The organism is Pseudarthrobacter sp. fls2-241-R2A-168 (assembly GCF_030209335.1).
In the GTDB taxonomy this organism is placed as follows: Bacteria; Actinomycetota; Actinomycetes; order Actinomycetales; family Micrococcaceae; genus Arthrobacter.
The window spans coordinates 130,288-152,749 of the sequence record NZ_JARVSG010000008.1; the positions used below are offsets into that span (position 1 = coordinate 130,288).

Genomic DNA, 22,462 nt, shown 5'->3' on the forward strand with positions numbered 1-22,462 from the left:
CGCGTCCCAATACTCCACTTTAGGATTGACCCATGACTGACACCTGGCTGATCGTCGGCCTCGGAAACCCCGGAGCCCAGTATCTAGGCAACAGGCATAACGTGGGCCAGATGGTGCTGGACGAACTCGCAGGCCGGGTGGGGGCAGGTTTCAAGACCCACAAGGCGCGGGCACAGGTGGTGGAGGGGCGGCTTGGAATCGGCGGCCCCCGCGTGGTGCTGGCCAAACCCATGAGCTACATGAACGTTTCAGGCGGCCCTGTCTCGGCGCTGGCCAATTTCTACGGCATCGACCCGGATCACGTGGTGGCAGTGCACGACGAAATCGACATCCCCTTCAACGCGGTCAAGCTCAAGATTGGCGGGGGAGAAGGCGGCCACAACGGGCTGCGCGACATCTCCAAAGCGCTCGGCACCAAGGACTACTACCGTGTGCGCGTGGGAGTGGGCCGGCCGCCCGGCCGGATGGACACTGCCGACTTCGTGCTGCGGGATTTCGGCACTGCCGAGCTCAAAGAGCTGCCCTTCCTGCTGGATGAGGCGGCCGATGCAGCGGAGTTGCTGGTGCGTGACGGACTGCTGGCGGCGCAGCAGAAGTTCCATCCTGCAAAGTCTGAGCGATAGCGACATAAAAACTTAAAGTCGCATGAACCTGTTTCCTTGTCTGCACGACGATGTACTCTAACTCCAAGGCGGGGGAGCAATGGGGCTACATCCCGCCACCAGGGGACGTAGGGGATAAGTTCATGTCAATCGAGCCACTCAGCTGGGGACGTGGGTCAACACCTCAGGGCGCTGGGCTGCAGACCGAAACCTCCGGAACACCAGGGGGGCAACAGTGGTCTGCCCCTGCCCGCAGCGCAAACCTTGAATCCATCCGGGCAGCGCTGACCACTGACGATTCCCTCGGCGTCGTTATCACCGGCGGCAGAGGCGTGGGAAAGTCGTCCCTTGCCCGGGCCGCAGTGGCCGACCTTGGCCCTGATACCTGGTCGCTCCAACTCCGCAGCGGCCCTTCCGGCGCCAACACCCCCTATGGCTGCCTTTCCTTCCTCCTCGCCCGCCTGCCCCAGGCGTACATGGGCTCGCCCACCGCCATCCTGCGCGGCATCACCTCCTTGATCCGGAGCGATGCCGCCGGGCGGCCCTGCGTCATCACCCTTGATACGTCCGGAAGCATTGACGACATGAGCGCCGGGGTGCTCCTGAACGTACTCCTGACCGGCACCGCAAAAATCATCGCCGTCGCACCGAAGATCAGCGACCTTCCCCCGGACTTCCACTGGTTGCTCACGGACCGGCGCCTGACCGAGGTCCGGCTCAGCAACCTGAATGAACTGCAAACGCGCCAGGTGCTGCTGTCCCTGCTGGGCCACCGGGTCTCCGCTTCTCTGGTTGCCACCTACCACCACACGGTGGGCGGCAACCCGCTGCTGCTGAAGGCCCTGGTCACCGAACAAAAACTTTCCGGGAACCTGGTCCTTTCCGACTCCGTCTGGACGCTTCGCGACAAAGTGGTGCTCGACGGCGCCGCCAGCCTTGATGACATCGTCCGCTCCCGCTGGTCCAGGGAGACGCCGGAAACCCGCGAAGTCATCGAAATGCTTTCCTGCGCCCGGCGTGTGGAACTCGGAAGGCTCACTGCCCTCTACAGTGCCGACGTCGTGGCAGACATGGAGGACGCGGGCCTGCTGGAGATCGACGACTCCGACCACCGCTGGGTCTCGTTGCGTGAGAAATACATCGGCGAAGTAGTGCGCTCCTGGTTGAGCATTGCCCGGCGGCGGGAGCTACGGAGCGGGCTCCTGGGCGGGACGGAACCCGATCCGGCGGAGATGGCAGTCGATGAGCTGATGGCCTTCGCCGCCTGGACCCATGAATGCGAAGCCGAACTCAGCCCGGCACTGGCCCTTGCCGCCGCTGAAGCCGCCGTTCAACTCTTTGATCCCCATTTCGCCCTGTCCTACGCGGACATGCTCAAGAGGACGGACCGGGAGTGGGTGCCGGCCCAGCGGCACAAGGCCGCCGCCTACCTTCAGCTGAACCTGCCCGTTCAGGCCCTTTCAGCCTTGGATGACATCTCGCAGCCCGAACTGGACAGCGTGGGAGTGGAAGAGTACGCCCACGTTGTGGCGGCGAAGGCCCAGGTGATGCTGTGGCTTCCGGAGCAGGCAGGCAAGATTCCGGCCCTCCTTGCCGCGGCAAAGGAAAGGCTGGATGCCGCCACAGGCCACGCCACGTGGCCGCACCGGGCCGTTGCCGCCGCACACCGGGTGGCATTAAGCGGGTTCGAGTACCGCGCGTTCGCCGGTGATTACGCTGACATGATTCCGGAGCTTGAGGCAGCAGCGGATCCGGCCCTCAACCCGGACACGTCCTACCGGATGCAGGCTTCCGTCATCCTGATGAGCGCACTGTCCATGACGGGGCGGGAAATGGACGCGTTGAGCCTGATGCGGAGGATTGGCGGGCAAATCTCGGATGCGTCCCACGTGGTGGGCCTGCGCGAGCAGTTCACCAGGGAGGCCTTCGTGGTGCTGCTGACCGCCGGGCAATGGCGCCGCTGCATCGACCTTGTCGGACAGCGGATCGACGGCGAACCGGACCGTATGCCTTACCGGAGCGCCGCGTCCGAACTTGCGGCCGGCCTGGCCTATGTTTTTTCGGGGCGTGGCGGCGCGGCCCTGGACCCGTTGATTTCGGCGGTGGCCCAGCTGGAGCTCCAGCCGGCCCAAAGCGCCCTCCGCTCGGCCTACGCCGCAACGGCCCTCGCATATGCCCAGACCGGCAACGGCACCCAGGCGCGGAAGTATCTGGGCAAACTCCAAAGGACTCCCGGCAAAGCCAGTTTTTCCGCCGAGAAAATCATTGAGTTCTGCGCCCTGGTTGCCGGCCGCTGGCTGGGCGACGCCGAAGCCGTGGCCGGACTGAAGCAGTCGGCCGAGCGGCACATGAGGGCAGGGATCTACACCATGGCAGGAATCAGCCTGCTGGCTGCCACGGTCAATGGCAGCGACGCCGACTTCCGCCTCCTGGAAGATATCGCCGGGCATCGGCAGGGTCCTTTGGCAGAGGTCTCCCGGCTCATTGCGCTGGGCAGCCGGACCAAGGACGCCAAAACCCTCCTCGCAGCCGGTGAACTGGCGGCCACGCTGGAACTGGACGCGGTGGAGGCCCGCTGCATGGCGCTGGCCGTGGACTTCGCCCGGCAGGACGGGGACGCTGTCTCCGCCCGCACCGCCCAGGCCAGGCTGGACATCCTGGCGGCCACGGTGGCAAATCTTCCCATCATGCCCAGCAGCGGCAGCCCGCTGCTCACCGCGCGGGAGCGCCAGATCGCGCGGCTCGCCGGCCGGGGAGCCTCTAACCGTGACATCGCCCTGGAAATGGGTGTGTCAGTCCGAACCGTTGAAGGCCATTTGTACCAGGTCTTCACTAAGCTCGGCGTAACTTCCAGGGGTGATCTGACTGGACTCGTCTAACGGCCACAAACCGCAAACAGCCCACCGCGCCCTCACCGGGAGGCGGGAGCCGCTGGAACGGATCTGCAATATTGTCCGGAACGGCAGCAGCCATGCGGTTTTCCTCATGGCAGGACCAGGCATCGGCAAAACGTCCGTAACCGAGGCGATTGCCGAACGTCTCGCCGGGCAGCTGAACATCCTGCAGATCCACGGCAGCTCCGCCCTCGCGGCCGTGCCCTTCGGCGTCCTCACCCCCTATACGGGCGACCTGAGCGCTGAAGAGTCCGTCTCGCCGGTAGCGGTCCTGCGGTCAATGTGGACCTACTTCGAAAAACTCAAGGCAGGCCGCGGTGCCCCCGTCCTGCTGGTGGTGGATGATGCCCACCACCTGGACGACGCCTCCGCCGGCGTACTGGCAGACCTCATCTCTGCCGGCTGGGCTACGGTGGTGGCTGCTGCCAGGCCCCGGCCCGGCCTTCCGCAGCCGTTGGACCAGCTCTGGTACGACGGCCTTGCCGAGCGGGTGGACCTGCGGCCCCTGAACCGGGACCAGATCGAAGAGGTATTGGCCCATGTCCTCGACGGAACCGTTCCGCCGGCCACTGTTGATGCTGTCTGGCATGGCTCCGGCGGGAACCCGCGCATCCTGGACGCACTGCTGCACGATGCCGCGGAAACGGGCGTCCTGGCCAAACGGAACGGCATCTGGATACTGTTGGGAGCCCTGCCTTCTGACGGCCCCCAGCTCACGGCTGTAGTGACGAAAGACCACCTCCGGCGGGCGCCGGAGGAACAGGAAGCCCTGAAGCTCATAGCCCTCGCCGGACCGGTAGGCCGGAAAGTGATCGAGGACATCAGCGGGGCCGCCGTGGTCCGGTCCCTCATTGACCAGCAGATGGTTTCCGAGAGTTCCGGGATTCCCTCCGAACTCTCCATGTGGAACGCCCTGTTCGCCAAAGCCATCAGGAACACCTTGTCAGTGTCCCGGAGCCTGCAACTGCTGGAACGGATCCGGGCCCATCAGGACGGCACCGCCCTGCGCGGCGAGGGCATGCTCCGCTCCGTCGAGTGGGCATTCGAGGTTGGCCTGCGGATTCCTGATCCCGAAATGCTGCAGGCCGCCCGCGAAGCCTTGAGGCGGTTCCGCAACGACAGTGCCCGCACCTTAGCCGCCAAAATCAGGGATCCTGCACTGGTGCCCCTGGCTAAGGCCATCCAGGCCCGGGCGCTCTATAACGAGGGCATGTACGGGCCGGCTGCCGACCTCCTGGACGCCTGCTGGCGTCAGTTGTCCGGTACGGCGGAAGGTCCCGCCGTCGTACTGCTCCGGGCCGCCGCGCACCAGGCGAATGGCGCCCCGCTCAACGCCCTCGCAGAGGACATGCGCGGGCACGTCCAACAGCGGGAGGACGGCGACAGCCCCGCACCGGATCAGCTCCTGCGCGTCGTGCGGCTCCTGGAGCTGGGCGGGGACGTGGACGCCGAAGCGCTGGCCGCGGAGGTCAGGGACATCAGGAACAGCACGTCCACGGACACCGGAGGCGAACCGCTCAGGGCGTTGGGGGAGGCACTCCTGGCGCACGCCCTCGCTGCCACCGGCCGCGCCTCCGAGGGCCTGGATTCGGCGCTGCTGGCCGCATCCGAGCTGCCTCCGCTGGAAGACAGCCTGTTCTTCTACACCGAGTTTGTGCTGGGCCGGCTGGTGACCGACTACCTTGCGATGGGGGAGTGGGAATCGGCCGAGCGGGAGCTCGACAACTACGCCGCAAGCCATGGGCCGGGGTCCGCCACCTTCAGCGGCAGCCTCCAGGTGCTGCGGGGCTACTCCCTGCTGCGGCAGGGCCGGATGGAGCGTGCATACCAGGTGCTGCTGCCGGCCGTGGAGGCACTCCGGCTGAACGATCCGCTGCAGCTGTTCCGCTTCGCTTCAGCCCTGGGCTTTTATGTTGCCGCGAGACTGGGCGACTCGGCCCAGGCGCAGCGACTGGAACAGGACTACAGCGATGCGGGCGCAGGCGGGCCTGCCCACGAGCTCCTTGCCGCTGCCTACAGCGCCGCTGCCGCCGAATACCTGTCCCGGGACGGCAAGGGCCTCGCCGCGCTGCACACGCTGGCCACCACGCCGGATGCCACAGCGAGGGCCGGAACCCTGCTTGAGCTCCTTGCGGTCTGCTGGGATCTGGGCGACCCCTCGGTCATCCCGATGGTGCAGGCGGTTGCCCAGGGCGTGGAGGGCCGGTGGGCCCAGGCAATGCTTGCCCTGGCCGCCCGGTGGGAAGAAGCGGACGGGGACGCGTTAATGGAGACGGCCTCCGCACTGGAGGAAGCGGGCTTCGTGAACCTGGCACGGGAGGCCTACGCCCGTGCCAGCACCCTGCTGGAACAGGCGGGCGAACGCCGGCGGTCCAGGCAGGCTGTGGCGCTGCGGGAGAAATGCGACCACGAACTCGGCGAAAGATTCCGGGAAGGCCGCTTTATCGCCGCGGCACCGGCCGTCCACCTTACCCGGCGTGAACAGGACATTGTGGGACTGGCCGTCCAAGGCCTCACAGACCGTGAAATCGCCCAGCGGCTGATGGTGTCGGTGCGCACCGTGGAGGGCCACCTGTACCGCACGTACGTCAAGCTTGGCGTGCGGAGCCGGGATGAGCTGGAGTCCGCACTGCCCAAGTAGCTCTCCCGCCAGAGCCCCCGGTTGTGCTTCCCTGGAGGCACCGGCCGGGCACTTCCATGCCCTCTGTCCACCATCCCCGCGGCACTCCCGGGCGCTTTCCGGTGCCCTGCGGGTATCCGCCGACCCTAGGTAGTCCCAGGTGGCGGAATTCGAGTACACCCTACTCGTGTGCAGGGTGGCCCCGGAGTATTTACTTATGGAACCAAAGCAAGCGGCACGAAAGAAGCCGCAGCGGCGGGAACATAACCAGGCCTTGTATCCGACAAACTTCCGGTCCACTGGGACCGGGCTGGACGGGGCCGGCGACGTCAGAGTCTTCTGAGACCGAGACTCTCCCCCCAGCCGTCGCCGGCCCTCCATTCCGCGGGCTGAAGCCCGGAGCGACTGTGGCGGCTGCCCCCACCGGGCGGCCGCCACAGCCGTGTGTGGGACAATTGAGTGTCATCCGTTGGCATTTCAAGGAGTTTGTTTTGGCCGTAGTTTCAACGCCAGCCACACTGGAACGTGCCGTACCGGTGATGGACAACGCCGAAGTGCAGCGCATCCGCAACGACTTCCCGGTCCTGGACCAACTGGTCAACGGCCGCCCGCTGATCTACCTGGACTCCGGCGCCACATCCCAGAATCCGCTCAGCGTCATCGAGGCCGAGCAGGAATTCTACGAGCAGCGCAACGCCGCCGTGCACCGCGGCGCCCACCATCTCGCGGTCGAGGCCACCGAGGCGTTCGAGGACGCCCGGCAGACGGTGGCCGACTTTGTGGGCGCCGACTACTCCGAGGTCATCTGGACGTCCAACGCCACCGAGGGCCTCAACCTCCTCAGCTACGCCCTGTCCAATGCGGGCTTGTGGGCAGCACAGGGCCGGGGCGACGCGCGGCTCAAGGAGCTTGCCCTGAACCCGGGCGACGAAATCGTGGTCACCGAGATGGAGCACCACGCCAACCTCATTCCCTGGCAGGAACTCGCCTTCCGCACCGGGGCCACCCTGCGGTACATTCCCGTGGACGACGCCGGCAGCCTCCGTATGGACGCGGCCAGGGAGATCGTGAACGGCCGGACAAAGCTCCTGGCCTTCACCCACGCCTCCAACGTCCTGGGCACCATCAACCCCGTCACTGAACTCGCAGCCCTGGGCCGGCAGGCCGGAGCCCTGGTGGTGCTGGACGCCTGCCAGTCCGCCCCGCACATGCCGCTGGACGTCAAAGAGCTGGATGTGGACTTTGCGGTGTTCTCCGGGCACAAAATGCTCGCACCCACGGGAATCGGCGTGTTCTACGGGAAGCAGGACATCCTGGACGTGCTGCCGCCGTTCCTGACGGGCGGCTCCATGATCACCACGGTCACCATGGAGCGGGCCGAGTACCTGCCGGCGCCCCAGCGCTTCGAAGCCGGCACCCAGCGCATCTCCCAGGCGGTGGCGTTGGCCGCGGCCGTGAACTACCTGACCGAAACAGGGCTGGACCGGATCCACCGGTGGGAGGCCGAGCTCGGCCAGCGGATGGTCACCGGCCTCGAATCCATCCCGGGCGTCCGCGTCCTCGGGCCTGCAGCCGGGCAGGACCGCATCGGGCTCGCCGCCTTCGACGTCGACGGTGTCCACGCCCATGACGTGGGCCAATTCCTGGACTCGCGGGGCATCGCGGTGCGGGTGGGCCACCACTGTGCCCAGCCGCTGCACCGACGGCTGGGTCTGACCGCCACCACCAGGGCGAGCGCCTACCTTTACAACACCACGGACGACGTCGACCAGTTCCTGGATGCCGTCGCGGGCGTGCGTGCCTACTTCCGCGCCTAAGACCCCACACACCCCGAAGGTAAACCCATGAGCCTCGACCAGCTGTACCAGCAGATCATCCTGGACCATTCCAAAGCCCGGCATGGCAGCGGGCTGGCCGGTACCGACGCGCCCAACGGCGCCACCACCGGCCAGTCCCACCAGCTCAACCCGGTCTGCGGCGACGAAGTAACACTGCGCCTGGCCGTCAGCGAAGGGAAAGTGGCACAGGTTGCCTGGGACGGCGCGGGCTGCTCCATCTCCATGGCCTCGGCCTCGGTGCTGACCGACTTGGCGGAGGGCATGACCGTGGCGGAACTTCACGAGGTGATCGACAGCTTCCGCGAGGTCCTGCGATCCCGGGGAAAGATCCATGCGGATCCGGACTTGCTGGGAGACGCAGCAGCGTTTGAGGGCGTGGCCCGGTACGCGGCACGGGTCAAGTGCGCCATGATTTCCTGGGTTGCCGCCGAGGACGCGCTCAACCAGGCCGCCTGAGACGCAAAAACCAGGACAGCAAAACGTCCGGCCCTCCTCCCCAACGGGATGAGGGCCGGACGGTTTTAATGCCTGCGGCCTGGTTTGATGCCTGGCGGGCCTTGTTGATGCCGGGCGGGGCCTAGCTGAACAGCCCCAGAATTCCAATCAGGGCCGTGGCCGCACCCAGCACCATCGAGATGGCTACCAGCACCACGTGGACGGTGAGGAACTTGGTGGCCTTGCCGGCGGCGTCGCGGGCGCGCGGATCCTTCATGACCCGGCGCAGGAACTGCGGCCAGACCACCAGCGACCAGATGCCGGCAACGATCAGGACGAGCGCGGCAAAGACGGGCAGCTCCACGCGCCTAGTGGCTTTCCAGCCAGGCCTGTGCCTGCTGGGCCTGCAGGTTCAGTGCCTTGGCAACCATCGGTTCGGCAGCGTCGGCAATCTTGCCGCCCAGGAACGGCACCGAGGATTTAACGGCACCTTCGAGCTCCACGCGGGTGCCGCCGTCGGCCGCTACCAGCCGCTGGACGGCGGTGACGTCCACGGGGGCGCCGGCGATCTTCAGGGAAATGTTGCTCTGCCGGGAACCGTCCGCGGCGGGAGCATCCCAGTTCTCCACCTGGGTCACCTTCAGGTGTTCACCCACGAACTTACGGGCGATCTCCGGCAGCCGCGTGGTGGGCAGGGTCCGGACGGACGTGGCGCTGAACGCGCCGGCAAGATCGCCGTCAACAGTGAAGGATTCCAGGGTGCCGCCCACCAGCTGGCTGACGTGGCGCTGGAAATCCTCGTTCACCAGGACAGCTGCAACGCTGGGGACGGAGTGCGGAAGGGTGGTGGTTGCGCTCAAGGCCATGGGTCCTCCTGGGACGTGGGGGTCGGATTAGGCTCCAAACATCCTACGGGGTCCGGACGCCTGCCTCCGCATCCGCCAGTTTCCGCGCCGCGCCGGTGATATTCCTTGCCATGGCGGGGAAGATCAGGCTGTGGAACGGCAGGACAGCGAGCCAGTACAGCCTCCCGCTCAGCCCCTTGGGGAAGAAAATGGCCCGCTGCCGGTAGCGGCTGCCGTTCCCGTCCGGTTCCACGGACAGCTCCAGCCAGGCACGCCCCGGCGCCCGCATTTCGGCCCGGAGCCGGAGCAGTTTCCCGCGCTCGATCCGTTCCACCCGCCACCAGTCCACCACTTCACCCGTGGCCAGGGTGTGCGGGTGCCGGCGGCCGCGCAGCAGCCCGGCGCCGCCGGTCAGTTTGTCCAGCCAGCCGCGCACCTGCCAGGCGAGCGGCAGGGAGTACCAGCCGTTCCTACCCCCGATGCCCTCGATGACCGTCCACACGTGGGCGGGATCGACGTCGCCATGGAAGGTCCGTTCGTCGGTGTACACCTTGTGCCCGGCCCAGTCGGGGTCACTCGGCAGGGGATCTGCATCGACGCCGGCGTTGGCCCACGTGGTCTCCACCTGGCCGTCGCGTTCCTTGCCCAAGGCCAGGGCCACGGCGGTGCGGTAGGCGGTCAGGCCGACGTCGGGCTGCGGAATGTACTGGTCGATGCCGTGCTCATTGGCGACGGCATCGTGCTGCAGCGACTGGACCAGGGGCACGGCCATGGACAGCGGGATGGGGGTGGTCAGGGCCACCCACATGCCGGCCAGCTTGGGCGCCGGAACCGGCAGGGCCAGCACCGGCCGGTAGGGCAGGCCGGCTTCCGCAGCGTACTCCTGCATCATGCCGGCGTACGTGAGCACCTGGCGGCAGCCGACGTCGAACGTGCGGTTGAGCGGGCCCTCCAGTGACGCCGCGGAGACGAGGTAGTAGAGGACATCGCGCACGGCGATCGCCTCGATCCGGTTCCGGACCCAGCTGGGCGCCGGCATCAGCGGCAGGGTTTCGGCGAGGTGCCGGATCATCTCGAACGACGCCGACCCCGAGCCGATCACCACCCCGGCCTGGAAAACAATGGCGTCCACCGGGCTGTCCAGGAACACCTGGCCCACAGCCTCCCGGGAGCGCATATGGGTGGACAGCTCAACTCCCGTGGGGTGGAGTCCGCCCAGGTAGACAATCCTGTCCACGCCGGCGTCGGCTGCGGCACGGGCAGCAGTCCGTGCCATCGCCTGTTCCTTCGCTTCAAAGCCGGCACCGGCCGCCATGGAGTGCACCAGGTAGTAGAAGACGTCGACGCCGGCCAGGGCCGCCCGCAACGCCCCGCCGTCGTCCAGGCTGCTTTCCACCACCTCCACCTGGTCCCGCCACGGGACGCCGGCGATCTTGCCGGGGGAGCGCACCAGGACTTTGACCGTGTGCCCCTCGTCCAGGAGCCTGGGCACCAGGCGGCCGCCGATGTAGCCGGTGGCGCCGGTGACCAGGACAGTTTTGGCTGGATGCTTGCCGGTTCCGCTCATGCTGTGCCCTCTCGTCCTGTTTCCTTGCCTGTCCCTGTTCAGGGGTTCGGAGCCGCGGCGGCCGTGGACGGCTGCCATGTCACCGGCTGGGGGTAGGCTGGAACTACCCGGGATTCGCAGCGAATTTCGGGTTTTCGCGCTGCCTGCTTTTTCGCAACACCACAGGAGCTTCTGCCATGAGCCTTCCCGGCCCGTCCACTGCCGGCACATCCATCGCTGGAAAGTCCGGCACCGGTAAATCCAGCACCGGCAAGTCCAGCGTAGGCCCTTCGCTGGAGGGGCTGCGCCGCGCCCTCGCCGCGGACCAGACCTTCGCCCGGGTCCGTGCGGAGGCTGCCCGCGGCTTCGCTGTCCGCGGCCAGGATTACCAGATCAGTGCCCCGGCCGGGCTGCGGCCTGTGCTGCTCGCCGAGATGGCCGACGGCGTGGCTGCCGCTGCCGGGGGAGCGGACGGTGCGGGGCCGGGCGTGGTCCTGGCGGTCACCGCCACGGGGCGGGAGGCGGAGGACCTTACCGCCGCCCTGCGCGCATACCTGCCTGCCGATGCCGTGGCCGAATTCCCCAGCTGGGAGACGCTCCCGCACGAGCGGCTCTCACCGCGCTCGGACACCGTGGGGCGGCGGCTGTCCGTGCTGCGCCGCCTCGCGCACCCGGAAACGTCGACGGCGGGGCCGCTCCGGGTGGTGGTGGCGCCTGTCCGCGCCGTGGTCCAGCCCGTTGTGGCCGGCCTGGGCGAGCTGGTCCCCGTCACCCTGAAGGTGGGCCAGGAGAGGCCGTTCACCGACGTGGTGCGGAGCCTGGCCGACGCCGCGTATGCCCGGGTGGACATGGTGACCCACCGCGGCGAGTTTGCCGTCCGCGGCGGCATCATCGACGTGTTTCCGCCCACCGAGGACCATCCCATCCGGGTGGAATTCTTCGGCGACGAAGTGGACCAGATGCGCTGGTTTGCCGTGGCCGACCAGCGCTCGCTGTCTTCGCCCGGACTGCACCACCCCACTGAACTGCATGCACCGCCGTGCCGCGAAATCCTCATTACCCCGTCGGTGATGTCCCGCGCCGCCACGCTCAAGGCCCAGCTTCCGGCCGCAGCTGACATGCTGGAAAAGATCGCCGGCGGCATTGCCGTGGAGGGCATGGAGTCCCTGGCGCCGGTGCTGGTGGATGCGATGGTCCCGTTCGTTGACCAGTTGCCCGCCGAATCCATCGCCGTGGTGATCGAACCGGAGAAGGTCCGCACCCGCGCCCACGACCTCGCCGCCACCAACGAGGAATTCCTCGAAGCGGCCTGGTCCACCGCGTCCGACGGCGGGACCGCGCCGCTGGACCTCAGCTCGCAGGCAAGCGCTGCCCTCCATTCCGCCAGCTTCCGGTCACTGACGGACACCCGCTCCTCCTCCCTGGAGCACGGGGTTTCATGGTGGTCCATCACATCGCTGGCCCAGGACGAGGAACTGCTGCCCGAGATCGACGTCCTGAACCTGCACGCCCGCGAACCGCGCGGCTACCAGGGTGATGTGGCCGAAATGATGGAGTTCATCGGATCCCATGTGCGCGACCAGTGGCGGATCGTGGTGGCCACCGAGGGCCCCGGCCCCGCCCAGCGGCTGGCCGAACTATTCCATGACGCGGACATACCGTGTGCCCGGGTGGACAGCCTGGACCACGAACCCCAGGCGGGCATCATCGAGGTGACCACTGCCGCCGTCGGACGCGGTTTTGTCCTGGACGGGCTGAAGCTCGGCCTGCTCACCGAAGCCGACCTGCTGGGCCGCACCTCCGCCGGCTCCACCAAGGACATGCGCCGCATGCCCTCGAAGCGCCGCAACGCGGTGGACCCGCTGCAGCTTGTTGCGGGCGACCACGTGGTGCACGAGCAGCACGGCATCGGCAGGTTCGTGGAGCTGATCCAGCGCAAGGTTGCCGGCGGTGGTGACGGCGTTCGTGAGTACCTTGTCCTGGAATACGCGCCCTCCAAGCGCGGTGCGCCGGGGGACCGGCTGTTTGTCCCCACGGACCAGCTGGACCAGGTGACCCGCTACGTCGGCGGCGACACCCCGGTCCTGAGCAAGATGGGCGGCGCGGACTGGGCCAGCACCAAGTCCAAGGCCCGGAAAGCCGTCAAGGAGATCGCGGGCGAGCTGATCCGGCTGTATTCGGCCCGCATGGCCTCCCGCGGCCACGCCTTCGCCCCGGACACTCCCTGGCAACGCGAGCTCGAGGAAGCCTTTCCCTACGTGGAGACTCCCGATCAGCTGACCACCATCAACGAGGTCAAGGCGGACATGGAACGCGAGATCCCCATGGACCGGCTGGTCTCCGGCGATGTGGGCTACGGCAAGACGGAAATCGCCGTGCGTGCTGCGTTCAAGGCCGTGCAGGACGGCAAGCAGGTGGCCGTGCTGGTCCCCACCACCCTGCTGGCCCAGCAGCACTACGAGACATTCACGGAGCGGTTCTCCGGGTTCCCGCTGCGGGTCAAGGCTCTGTCCCGCTTCCAGGGGACCAAGGAAACCAAGGAGACGGTGGAAGGCGTCAAGAGCGGATCTGTTGACGTGGTGATCGGCACGCACCGGCTGCTGTCCAAGGACTTCGAGTTCAAGGACCTGGGCCTGGTGATCGTGGATGAGGAGCAGCGCTTCGGCGTCGAGCACAAGGAAGCGTTGAAGAAAATGCGCACCAACGTGGACGTGCTGGCCATGAGTGCCACACCGATTCCGCGCACGCTGGAAATGTCCCTGACCGGCATCCGGGAAACGTCCACCCTGGCCACCCCGCCGGAGGAACGCCACCCCGTCCTGACCTACGTGGGGCCCTATACGGACAAGCAGATCTCCGCCGCCATCCGGCGTGAGCTGATGCGCGAAGGCCAGGTGTTCCTGGTCCACAACCGGGTGTCCACCATTGAGCGGACCGCCGCCAAGATCCGCGAGCTCGTCCCGGAAGCACGGGTGGAGGTGGCCCACGGGCAGATGTCCGAAAGCCGCCTGGAGCAGATCATCGTCGACTTCTGGGAAAAACGGTTCGACGTGCTGGTGTGCACCACCATCATCGAAACCGGCCTGGACATCTCCAACGCCAACACCCTGATTGTGGACGGCGCGGACAAGTACGGCCTGTCCCAGCTGCACCAGCTCCGCGGGCGCGTGGGCCGCGGCCGCGAGCGTGCGTACGCCTACTTCCTCTACCCGTCGGAGAAGCCGCTGGGCGAGGTGGCACTCGAACGGCTCAAAGCGGTGGCCACGCACAACGAATTGGGTGCCGGTATGCAGCTGGCCATGAAGGACCTCGAAATCCGTGGGGCCGGCAACCTGCTGGGCGGCGAACAGTCCGGCCACATCCAGGGCGTGGGCTTCGACCTCTACATCCGCCTGGTGGGGGAGGCCGTGGCAGACTTCCGCGGCGAGGCCGAGGAGAAGGCCGCCGAGATGAAGATCGAACTGCCGGTCAACGCCCACCTCCCGCACGACTACGTGCCGGGGGAGCGGCTCCGGCTGGAGGCGTACCGCAAGCTCGCGGCAGCCCTCACCAACGAGGCCATCGACGAAGTCCTGGCTGAGCTGGTGGACCGGTATGGCGAGCCGCCGCTGCCCGCCCAGAACCTGGTGGCCGTGGCCCGCTTCCGGGTGGGAGCCCGGGAAGCCGGCCTGTCCGACGTCGCACTCCAGGGCAACTTCATCAAGTTCTCGCCGGCCACCCTGCCGGAGTCCAAGGTGATGCGCCTGAACCGGATGTACCCGGGGTCCCAGTCCAAGCCGGCCCTCGACGCCGTGCTGATCCCCAAGCCGAAAACGGCAAAGATCGGCGGGCGGGACCTGCAGGACGCGGAAATCCTGGAATGGGCCAACGGGGTCATCCGCAACATCTTCTCCGACCAGCCGCTGGCGGTGGGATAGGACTTGATGGGAGGACATCACGCCGCGTCGGGAGCCGCGGCGTGGGTAGCTATTGCCTCAACGGGGCCGTATACCCTTGGCTGGTATCCGCTGGACGCCACCGGGATCCTGATCGGCGGGATGGCGACGGCGGGCACCGCACTGGTGTGCGACTGGGACCACCGGCATAGCACGGTAGCGAATGCCCTGCCGCCGCTGTCGAATCTGATCGCCGTTGGAATTGAAAATGCCAGCGGCGGGCACCGGCAGGGGACACACTCCGTCCTCGGAGCCGCCTTCTTTGTGCTGCTGGCCACCTTGGCCGGTCAGTTCCAGCTGCAGACCCAGTGGGGCCTGCTGTCCGTGGGCGCCGGACTGCTGTGCATGTTTATGATCAATATCGCGGCCAAGGCGCTGAAGCTGTTCCCGAAGGCCGGTTTCATCAGCAACTGGATCTTCGCGCTGACCATGGCCGGGCTTGTCACTTGGTTCGCACCGGACCAGTGGACCTGGCTGCCCGTCTCGATGCTCACGGGCGTGGTTGTGCATATTGTGGGGGACCTCATCACCACCAACGGGGTGCCCCTTCTGTGGCCGCTGGTGATCCGGCCGCCCAAGGTGCTGCGCCGGCTGCCGCTGCTGCGCCAGGTGTGGCGGCCCAACGGCGCACTGTCCCTGCCATTGCTCGGCCGGGCGGGGTCCAAGCGCGAATGGCTGCTGCTCATTCCCGTGAGCGCGTACGCAATGGTGGGGTTGTGCGTGGCCGGCTGGGCGATAGCCCGGACCCACTGGACCAGCGTGGCGGCGGCAGCCGAAGCCTGGACCCGCATCTGGTTCTAATGTCGTTTTCAGAAGCCGACTGCACATGATCGCGCTTAATTCCGGGGTTTGCGCAGACGGGTTTTGAGGGCAAACGCCTACTTGTCTGGGACCGCGATGCCTCTCGAAACCTTGGGGATTCGGGGCGCTGAGGTTATGAGACATCCAGATGGGGAACGGATTACTGCCGTTTTCCTCAGCCGGAACCCCTCCAACGACCACGACGGATTGCCCTGAAATGCACATCCGAAATGCTCAAAGTCGCCTGCCCCGACGCTCTAAATATGCCGGCCGCACGGGCGGGCGTGGCGAAATCCCCGGTGTAAGACAGAGGGGCCCATGCGCCATGTTAAGGAATGGCGACGCCATTGTCAGTTTCCGAAGTCGACTGCACAGAATGTCCGAAGTCATCTGCACAGCCCGTCAAAGGAATGAAAGGTCTATTGGGTATATAAGAAACAGTCCCGCATACGGCTGGCAGCAGGGACGGCCGCTACTGCGGCTCACGGTTTATCCACTAGGCTCGCTTTTGGTCCATTCTGGGCCTTGACTCGGCTACGCCGGACTTATGGGGGCATATCCATGGTGGGAACTGGCAATACATCAAAGACGACGACTGGCCTGCCCGCGGTTCGGCCAGCGCTGCTTGTTGTGCTGTCGCTGGGACTGGCAGGGTGCACTTTTGCGGATGCTCCAACCCAGGCGGAACCGGCCGCCCAGACCACCCCCGCTGCAGTTGCGTCGTCCGCTGCGAAGCCTGCCCTGAGTGGAGAAACCGTGCGGGACTCGTTTGGCAACGCGGACTTCTACACCACCGTTCCAGGAGACACCCTCCCGGCCGTGGCGGCGGCGTACAAGCTATCCGAGGCGAAAGTCGCCGCGTTCAACGGACTCCAGCCAGGAACTCCCCTCACTCCGGACACACGGCTCCGGCTGATTCCGACCGGTCCCATGTCGGGTGCCAAGGGGGCTGCAATGGTTGACGCAAACGGCATTCCAACGGGTTACACAATAGAGCCCGAAGACAGCCTGGCCGGCATCACCTACCGGTTCAACCTGACCTCTGAGCAGTTGGCGGAAGCGAACAAGGTCCCGTTCACCTACGAAAAGGGAAACGTATTCTTCATCCAGGCCGGCAAGGTCATCCAGCTGCAGAAGAAGCCGGTAGACAGCAGGTCCGGCTCGGGTGCCTCGGTCAACAACTCATTCGGCCAGACGGTCTTCTACACCACGGTGGACGGTGACTCGTTCGACAGCCTTGGCTACAAGTTCCGCTCAACCACGGCACAGATCCTGATGTACAACCCCTCGCTGTCGGCGGATCAGCCCATCCATGCCGGCACGAAGGTTCGACTGATACCCGGCGAACTGAAAATCGAGGGCGCCCATGGAACGTTCACCACCGATGCCCAAGGTATTCCCCTGACCTATACCACCGCCCCAGGGGACACCGAGCGGCAAGTTTCGTTTCGATTCGGCGTGACTGACCTGCGCTCGGCCAACCGTCCGAGCACGGGCACGGCCGGGTCTTGGTATGAATACACAGACCTGCCCATCGGCGAACTTGCGCCGGGGCAGACCATCAGCGTGGCGCTGGACAAGCCCATCAATAAACCCGGGAGCTGACATCCGCCCCCGCGGACTCCAGCAGGCATACGAATTGTCGTCATGGCGTAATCCTGTCACTACTCCAGGGCCGTCCGACTAACGTGCACCAACAGTGCGGTGATCGACCGGCTAGCGGACGCTGGCGGAGCCACCTAATAGCGCCTGCCAGTCCGGTGGTTCTAGGTGCTCAGATTGAGACCTGGCAAGCCTGATATTTTGTTGCCCCGTGTGTAGGGTCGGTTCATGGACGCAAGTGCAGCGTATCGATCACCGCGGTTGTGGCCTTGGGCGATGGCGATCCTGGGCGTAATCGTCTTAAACGCCTTCTTCATCGGATCAGGGGGAGGTGAGTGCTTTGACTACGTTGTTGAGTCGGGCGCCACCGGTACCTGCACTAGTGGTCCGATGCTCGGGATCGAAGGGACGTGGATCTTGGGCGTCGTAAGCGCGGCGGCCGTCGTTTATTTCGCTCGTCGCGTCGTGCGCATAATTAGCGCCCTAGGAACTACGGAAGAACATCTCTAGCAATCACAGGTGGGACGTCGTTCAGCGAGGCGGCTGTTGGCGGCACAAACGGACCCCATGCGCATCTGTCCTCGTATTCCCGGTAAGGATCCTCTACCGGCACAAACCGCCTATCCAGCGAAAACGGAAGCCAGTTATTGAAGGTCTTAGCCCCAGATGCGCCAAGGGCTTTGACGCGGGCTAATTGGCGAGTGCCCGGACTGCGGCGAGATCCCACGGCGCGCTAAACAGTGGCTGGTGGACCCAGCGCCCCCAGCCCCTTACATTCCAGGCAATACGTATACGGGGGAGGACTTCCGCGATCCTTGTAGCGAAATGGGGCCGCGATTAGTACCAGTACCGTCTTCCGGCAAGAGGTCGTCCGATTGCACCGAGCAAGAAAAGCACGAGGCCGACAACAACCAGAATCCACCCAATCGTTATCAGTATTCCAATGTTGAAAATATAACCGAGGATTAGTAGAACAACTCCGAGTGAAAGCACCTTAGTCCTTACCTTCCCAAATATTCGGACCAACCCTAGGCTGCAAGACGGTTGCTTGCGGTCGTCCCATTCGTACCACACCGGGTTGTCCAGGGGAACAGGAACCTTTTACAGGTGTGCCACGCCCTTTGAGTGCAGGAAATGCCGGCTACATCGACAGAGCTGCGATGCCTACGGCAGAAGCCGTCCCCCCGCCCGTAAGCCGGCTCCCAGTCGCCCGCCACAGATTTCCGGCAGCACTCATCCGGCCCCACCACCCTGATGCTGGCCATAGTCCCTGCCATTCCTATATGCGGATATGCGAGCTCCAGCGTTCTCGCAAACGACTGGCGCTGGGGCAAGCTCGGCGAGAACACCAGGCCGATTGCCGCTAGGGGGTGCATACCGAAAGTCTAGGACCGTGCCGCACTGGGTTTCAGGCGCAGCAAAATGAGGGCACGAAAAAGGTGCGCCCCGTTCGCTGAGCGCACCCTTTTGGTAAAATCATTCAGTCTTTGAAGGCGTCTTTGACCTTTTCGCCAGCCTGCTTCACGTCGCCTTTGGCCTGGTCCGTCTGGCCTTCAGCCTTCAGGCTGTCATCGCCTGTGGCGTTACCGGCCGCTTCCTTGCCCTTGCCGCCAGCCTTCTCGGCAGCGTTCTCAATCTTGTCGCCTAGTCCCATGGTGTTTCCTCCTCTGGTTGGGAGCCGTTCGCATTCGGCTGCACCTATACTAAGCATGCTTAGGGTTCACCGCGCAAGTCGGACGAGCCGACTTGCATCCGTCAGTTGATGTGCACAGCCGCAGCGCGAGACGCTCGGTCAGGTGTCGCTGGGCCGTCGACGGGTCGTTATCGGAGACCAGGCAGATGCCTTTTCCAAGTTAATCGGTTGAGATCCTTCAGGCAGCGGCAGGACATCCCTGGGGGCGAACTCTGTCCATGCCGGGTTTGCCGTGCTGGGATCAACGGTGGCAAGGAGTGCTCGGACTTCTTCTCCGCCGGTTGAGTCGGGGCAATGGCCGGCTTCCAGGGAGCTGATTTCCGCGATCTTCTCACCGGCTTCCCGGAAGAGCGTACCGCGGACGAATCGTCCATTTTCAGATTCAAGGATCAGATAGGTGGCGTCCTCATAGGCAGCCAGAACAAGACGGGCGAGCAGCGAGACCTTGGACATCCCCAGTGGCGCGGACCCTTGGTCACGCATCTGTCCGTAGCAGTGATGGCCTGCCTGACTTCGGCATTGTTGAGCCGGCCAGGAATCATCTGCAACTCGGGGAAGCCGTGATCGCGCGTCCATTCCCACGCCGCGTCCTCGATACCCGCCCAGTCGTACCCGCGGGAGTTCTTCAGCTTCATGATCGGCCATCCGCGCCCGTAGAGATTTGTCTCTGCCCAGAATTGAATTGCCTTCACGGTTGCCCAAGGAAGGCTGTAGGCCCATTCCGGGTGATCCTCGCCGGTCTGGTAGTTGTAGCATCTCGCCGCTAAATAGATCTGCACCAAATGCCTGGGCTCGGGCGCCCCGGTCAGGATCTCATCCACTGGGGTGAACGTGTACTCCGGCTCGGCACGTTCTTCCTGATAGTGGTCGGAGACCGCCACGATGTTGAAGTGGGCCAGTGCTTCCCCGATCGATTGTGCTGTGGCAGTGTCCTCGTAGTCGAAGAAAAGGTCCGGCATTCTGCCGTTTCGGATCCTTCGCGCGGCGGTCGCCAAGAGGTCAATCAGATCGGTGCCGACAACAAATGAGCTCAAAGCGGTCCCCCTGTCTTGCGAGCCGCGGCCGGCCCGGTTTCCGCCGCATATCCACGGCACATTAGTCCTGCATAGGTTGGGGCGGCTTGGAGAATTATCGTTCACTGGCCGCCGGTAGGCCGATCCCTTGCGGGCCAGGAAAAATTGTGCCGACGACTTCTGACATTCCGTGCGGACGACTTCGGAAAACGACACTTCTCCCACGCCTAATGACACCTTTGCAGAGGACTCCTGACATTCTGTGCGGTCAGCTTCTGAAAATGACGTCTAATCCGCAAACATTCGGTGCCAGCCTGCCAGCGCGTGCGCCAAATGCAAGAGACCCCCTGGACATCGTCCAGGGGGTCTCTTGTCTGCTGTGGGATTAGTGCTCGCCGGCGGAGTCCGAGCGGCCCAGGATGGTCTGCGGGATCCAGTACGCCAGGGCGAACAGCGCCAGACAAACAGCCATGGGCCACGGGTTGCCGAGCGTCAGGAAGGACAGGGAATAGATGGCGCCGAGGAACAGGGCCATGCAGACCACAAAGAGGATGATGCTGCTGCCGAGCTTGTTCTCGTTCTGAGGGGTCCGGAGTTCCCCTTCGTGAGACGCCGTGCCCTGGCTGGAAGCCGTGATCTTGCTGGACATTCATTCCTCCTTGGCCGCGGGGGCCTCAATCTGTGGCGGCTCCGGTTGCCGTCAGTAGGAGGATGAACCCTGTTCACCCTTGACGATGGCGATGCCGGAGCTGGCACCAATACGTGTTGCACCTGCTGCAATCATAGCCTGCGCGTCCTCGAGGGAACGCACGCCGCCGGAGGCCTTGACGCCGAGGCCGGGACCTACCGTGCGGCGCATCAGGGCGATGTCCTCGGCGGTGGCGCCTCCGCCGTTGAAGCCGGTGGAGGTTTTGACGAAATCGGCGCCGGCTTCCACGGCGGCCTCACACGCGAGAACCTTCTGGCTGTCTGTGAGCAGCGCCGTTTCGATGATGACCTTCAGGATGGCACCGCTGGCGTGGACAGCCTCCGCCACCGAGGTGATGTCCTCAACCAGCGCGCCCTTGTCCCCGGCCCGGGCGGCTGCGATGTTGATGACCATATCCACTTCGTCGGCACCGTCCAGCACCGCCCCGCGGGCCTCGAACGTCTTGACGTCCGTGGGCGTGGCGCCCAGCGGGAAACCCACCACGGAGCAAGTGAGGACGCCGGAACCCTTCAGGGCCTTCTTCACGGTCTTGACCCAGATGGGGTTCACACACACGGACTTGAAGTGGTATTCAGCGGCTTCGGCACACACTTTGAGGACGTCGGCCTCACCAGCTTCCGGCTTCAGCAGGGTGTGGTCGATGAATGACGCCATGCTGCCGGAGTCCGGGGCGCCGGATGCGGCTGTTTGAACGGAAGGGGTGGCTTCGTTGCTCATGATGGTCCTCTCCAAGGGGCCGATGGGCCAGGGCGTTGTGACGCCCTGCCTCGTTTCGGAACCATCTTGCCACAGAGCAACGCGGGGTCACTTCCGGCCCAATGCGGACGGATTATCGGGCCGTAAGTGACCGCGCGTTGCTGCTCAGGCGGCGGCCGGCAGTGCGGAGGGTGCGGACGGCACGGACGGCGCGGACGCGGCAGTAAGCAGCTGCGTGGCGCAGGCGCCCGCTGCGGAAGCCGCGGCGACCAGCAGGCCCAGCCGGACGCCGTCGAACGCTGCCGCGTCACCGAGAGCCCAGATTCCGGGGACGGACGTCCGGAAGTCCTTGCTGATGACAATCCCGCCGGTGGCCGCTGTCTGCAGTCCTGCGCTGGCAGCCAGCCCGTCCCGGGACACCCGTTCCTCCGCCAGGACCACCAGGTCGCCGTTCATGCTGCTGCCATCTTCGAAAACAACGCCCGAGGCCGCGAGCCCGGCTGAGGTGCCCGGAACGACGGCGGCCGGCCGGGCGGTGGTGCGGATGGGCCGCACACCCCTGGCACGAAGGACCGCTTCAGCCTGGCCGGCGGCCGCACCCGTGCCCACCAGGATCCCCAGCGGACGGCGACCCAGCTCCCGGCTGACCGCGCTGACAGCCTCGCCGATGCGGGCGGCGTCGTCGATGGTGGAGTAGCTCAGGCAGCGGTTGGCGCCCTCCACAGGGCTGGCCACCGGTGCTGACCCGGTGGCGATGACCAGCTGGTCGTAGCTGAATTCCATGCCGTCCGCCGTTGCAACCGTCCGGTTCTCCGGGTCAATGTGGCTGGCCGGCTGGCCGAACCGCACCGAGACCTGGGGGAGCAGCGCCAGCTCCAGCAGCTCCTCCGGAGTGTCGTCCCGGTTGCTCAGAACCGTGATGGTGCCCGTGAACCGTGCACGGTTGAGCTGGCTGACCAGTGCCTGGGCAGCAGGTCCTGCCCCCGCAATGACGATGCGGGTGGCGGGAACAGTGGAGGTGGAGGGTGCCGGAGCGGACATGTGCTGGCCCTTTCGCTGGCGGCCGGTGAACGGCCGGAACTTCGTGATGGACCCAGCGTAGGACCCTGCTTTTTCCGGGGTGTTTCCCCTCAGTTGCCGTTTAGCGGGTCCGTGTTCGCCAGTTTTTACCGGCCGGTAACAGAACCCGTGACGTGCCTCTCATCCAGGCAGAAACGGATACATTCGACGTGC

General features: G+C 65.5%; 16 protein-coding genes. 8 read left to right on the forward strand and 8 right to left on the reverse strand.

The annotated features are described in order from the left end of the window. Positions 1 to 32: 32 nt before the first annotated feature. From pth to sufU, 5 genes are all read left to right on the forward strand, one after another. A complete protein-coding gene (pth, locus tag QRN11_RS06785; protein WP_285250357.1) occupies positions 33 to 623 on the forward strand; it encodes an aminoacyl-tRNA hydrolase in 591 nt (196 codons plus the stop codon). A gap of 122 nt (positions 624 to 745) precedes the next feature. Further along, the gene (locus tag QRN11_RS06790; protein WP_285250358.1) at positions 746 to 3,481 is read left to right on the forward strand and encodes a helix-turn-helix transcriptional regulator; all 2,736 of its coding nucleotides are present in this window, start codon (positions 746 to 748) and stop codon (positions 3,479 to 3,481) included. 52 nt (positions 3,482 to 3,533) lie between these two features. Next, positions 3,534 to 6,137 (forward strand): helix-turn-helix transcriptional regulator, encoded by a 2,604-nt coding sequence (locus tag QRN11_RS06795; protein WP_502935016.1) that lies wholly within the window; start codon positions 3,534 to 3,536, stop codon positions 6,135 to 6,137. Positions 6,138 to 6,607: 470 nt separating this feature from the next. After that, positions 6,608 to 7,933: a cysteine desulfurase gene (locus QRN11_RS06800; protein WP_091418398.1), complete on the forward strand. Its 1,326-nt coding sequence runs from the start codon at positions 6,608 to 6,610 to the stop codon at positions 7,931 to 7,933. A 27-nt stretch (positions 7,934 to 7,960) separates the two neighbouring features. Beyond that, positions 7,961 to 8,410, forward strand: a complete 450-nt coding sequence (gene sufU / locus QRN11_RS06805; protein WP_091418397.1) for a Fe-S cluster assembly sulfur transfer protein SufU — start codon at positions 7,961 to 7,963, stop codon at positions 8,408 to 8,410. A 121-nt stretch (positions 8,411 to 8,531) separates the two neighbouring features. Here sufU and QRN11_RS06810 read toward each other — a convergent pair whose 3' ends face one another. From QRN11_RS06810 to QRN11_RS06820, 3 genes are read right to left on the reverse strand one after another with little or no spacing between them, the layout of a single operon-like run. Further along, positions 8,532 to 8,753 carry an SCO4848 family membrane protein gene (locus QRN11_RS06810; RefSeq protein WP_091418395.1) on the reverse strand — a complete coding sequence of 74 codons (222 nt, stop codon included), beginning with the start codon at positions 8,751 to 8,753 and terminating at the stop codon, positions 8,532 to 8,534. Positions 8,754 to 8,757: 4 nt separating this feature from the next. Next, the gene (locus QRN11_RS06815; RefSeq protein ID WP_091418393.1) at positions 8,758 to 9,255 is read right to left on the reverse strand and encodes a DUF2505 domain-containing protein; all 498 of its coding nucleotides are present in this window, start codon (positions 9,253 to 9,255) and stop codon (positions 8,758 to 8,760) included. 43 nt (positions 9,256 to 9,298) lie between these two features. After that, a complete protein-coding gene (locus tag QRN11_RS06820; protein ID WP_285250360.1) occupies positions 9,299 to 10,801 on the reverse strand; it encodes an SDR family oxidoreductase in 1,503 nt (500 codons plus the stop codon). A 176-nt stretch (positions 10,802 to 10,977) separates the two neighbouring features. Here QRN11_RS06820 and mfd point away from each other — a divergent pair, with 176 nt between their 5' ends. The 3 genes from mfd (at position 10,978) to QRN11_RS06835 (ending at position 17,121) form a co-directional block, all read left to right on the forward strand. Then, positions 10,978 to 14,697, forward strand: coding sequence for a transcription-repair coupling factor (gene mfd, locus QRN11_RS06825; protein WP_285250361.1), 3,720 nt, complete (start codon positions 10,978 to 10,980; stop codon positions 14,695 to 14,697). A 6-nt stretch (positions 14,698 to 14,703) separates the two neighbouring features. Beyond that, positions 14,704 to 15,516, forward strand: coding sequence for a metal-dependent hydrolase (locus QRN11_RS06830; protein WP_285250362.1), 813 nt, complete (start codon positions 14,704 to 14,706; stop codon positions 15,514 to 15,516). A 756-nt stretch (positions 15,517 to 16,272) separates the two neighbouring features. Continuing rightward, positions 16,273 to 17,121, forward strand: a complete 849-nt coding sequence (locus QRN11_RS06835) for a LysM peptidoglycan-binding domain-containing protein (RefSeq protein ID WP_285250363.1) — start codon at positions 16,273 to 16,275, stop codon at positions 17,119 to 17,121. A 1,477-nt stretch (positions 17,122 to 18,598) separates the two neighbouring features. Here QRN11_RS06835 and QRN11_RS06840 read toward each other — a convergent pair. The 5 genes from QRN11_RS06840 to QRN11_RS06860 form a co-directional block, all read right to left on the reverse strand. Then, a complete protein-coding gene (locus QRN11_RS06840; protein WP_091418386.1) occupies positions 18,599 to 18,772 on the reverse strand; it encodes a CsbD family protein in 174 nt (57 codons plus the stop codon). Positions 18,773 to 19,200: 428 nt separating this feature from the next. Then, entirely contained in the window at positions 19,201 to 19,845 is a 645-nt protein-coding gene (locus QRN11_RS06845; protein ID WP_285250364.1) for a hypothetical protein, read from the reverse strand. A 364-nt stretch (positions 19,846 to 20,209) separates the two neighbouring features. Then, positions 20,210 to 20,473 (reverse strand): hypothetical protein, encoded by a 264-nt coding sequence (locus QRN11_RS06850; protein ID WP_142061858.1) that lies wholly within the window; start codon positions 20,471 to 20,473, stop codon positions 20,210 to 20,212. Between the two features lie 51 nt (positions 20,474 to 20,524). Then, positions 20,525 to 21,250, reverse strand: coding sequence for a deoxyribose-phosphate aldolase (gene deoC / locus QRN11_RS06855; RefSeq protein WP_142061861.1), 726 nt, complete (start codon positions 21,248 to 21,250; stop codon positions 20,525 to 20,527). A gap of 144 nt (positions 21,251 to 21,394) precedes the next feature. After that, entirely contained in the window at positions 21,395 to 22,270 is an 876-nt protein-coding gene (locus QRN11_RS06860) for an FAD-dependent oxidoreductase (RefSeq protein WP_285250365.1), read from the reverse strand. Between the last annotated feature and the right edge of the window lie 192 nt (positions 22,271 to 22,462).

Bases quoted from the DNA above. Each gene is read 5' to 3' on its own strand.
- QRN11_RS06860 (WP_285250365.1), bottom strand. From the start codon at position 22,270: ATGTCCGCTCCGGCACCCTCCACCTCCACTGTTCCCGCCACCCGCATC.
- QRN11_RS06840 (WP_091418386.1), bottom strand. From the start codon at position 18,772: ATGGGACTAGGCGACAAGATTGAGAACGCTGCCGAGAAGGCTGGCGGC.
- QRN11_RS06850 (WP_142061858.1), bottom strand. From the start codon at position 20,473: ATGTCCAGCAAGATCACGGCTTCCAGCCAGGGCACGGCGTCTCACGAA.
- mfd (WP_285250361.1), top strand. From the start codon at position 10,978: ATGAGCCTTCCCGGCCCGTCCACTGCCGGCACATCCATCGCTGGAAAG.
- sufU (WP_091418397.1), top strand. From the start codon at position 7,961: ATGAGCCTCGACCAGCTGTACCAGCAGATCATCCTGGACCATTCCAAA.
- pth (WP_285250357.1), top strand. From the start codon at position 33: ATGACTGACACCTGGCTGATCGTCGGCCTCGGAAACCCCGGAGCCCAG.
- QRN11_RS06790 (WP_285250358.1), top strand. From the start codon at position 746: ATGTCAATCGAGCCACTCAGCTGGGGACGTGGGTCAACACCTCAGGGC.
- QRN11_RS06820 (WP_285250360.1), bottom strand. From the start codon at position 10,801: ATGAGCGGAACCGGCAAGCATCCAGCCAAAACTGTCCTGGTCACCGGC.
- deoC (WP_142061861.1), bottom strand. From the start codon at position 21,250: ATGAGCAACGAAGCCACCCCTTCCGTTCAAACAGCCGCATCCGGCGCC.
- QRN11_RS06830 (WP_285250362.1), top strand. From the start codon at position 14,704: ATGGGAGGACATCACGCCGCGTCGGGAGCCGCGGCGTGGGTAGCTATT.
- QRN11_RS06815 (WP_091418393.1), bottom strand. From the start codon at position 9,255: ATGGCCTTGAGCGCAACCACCACCCTTCCGCACTCCGTCCCCAGCGTT.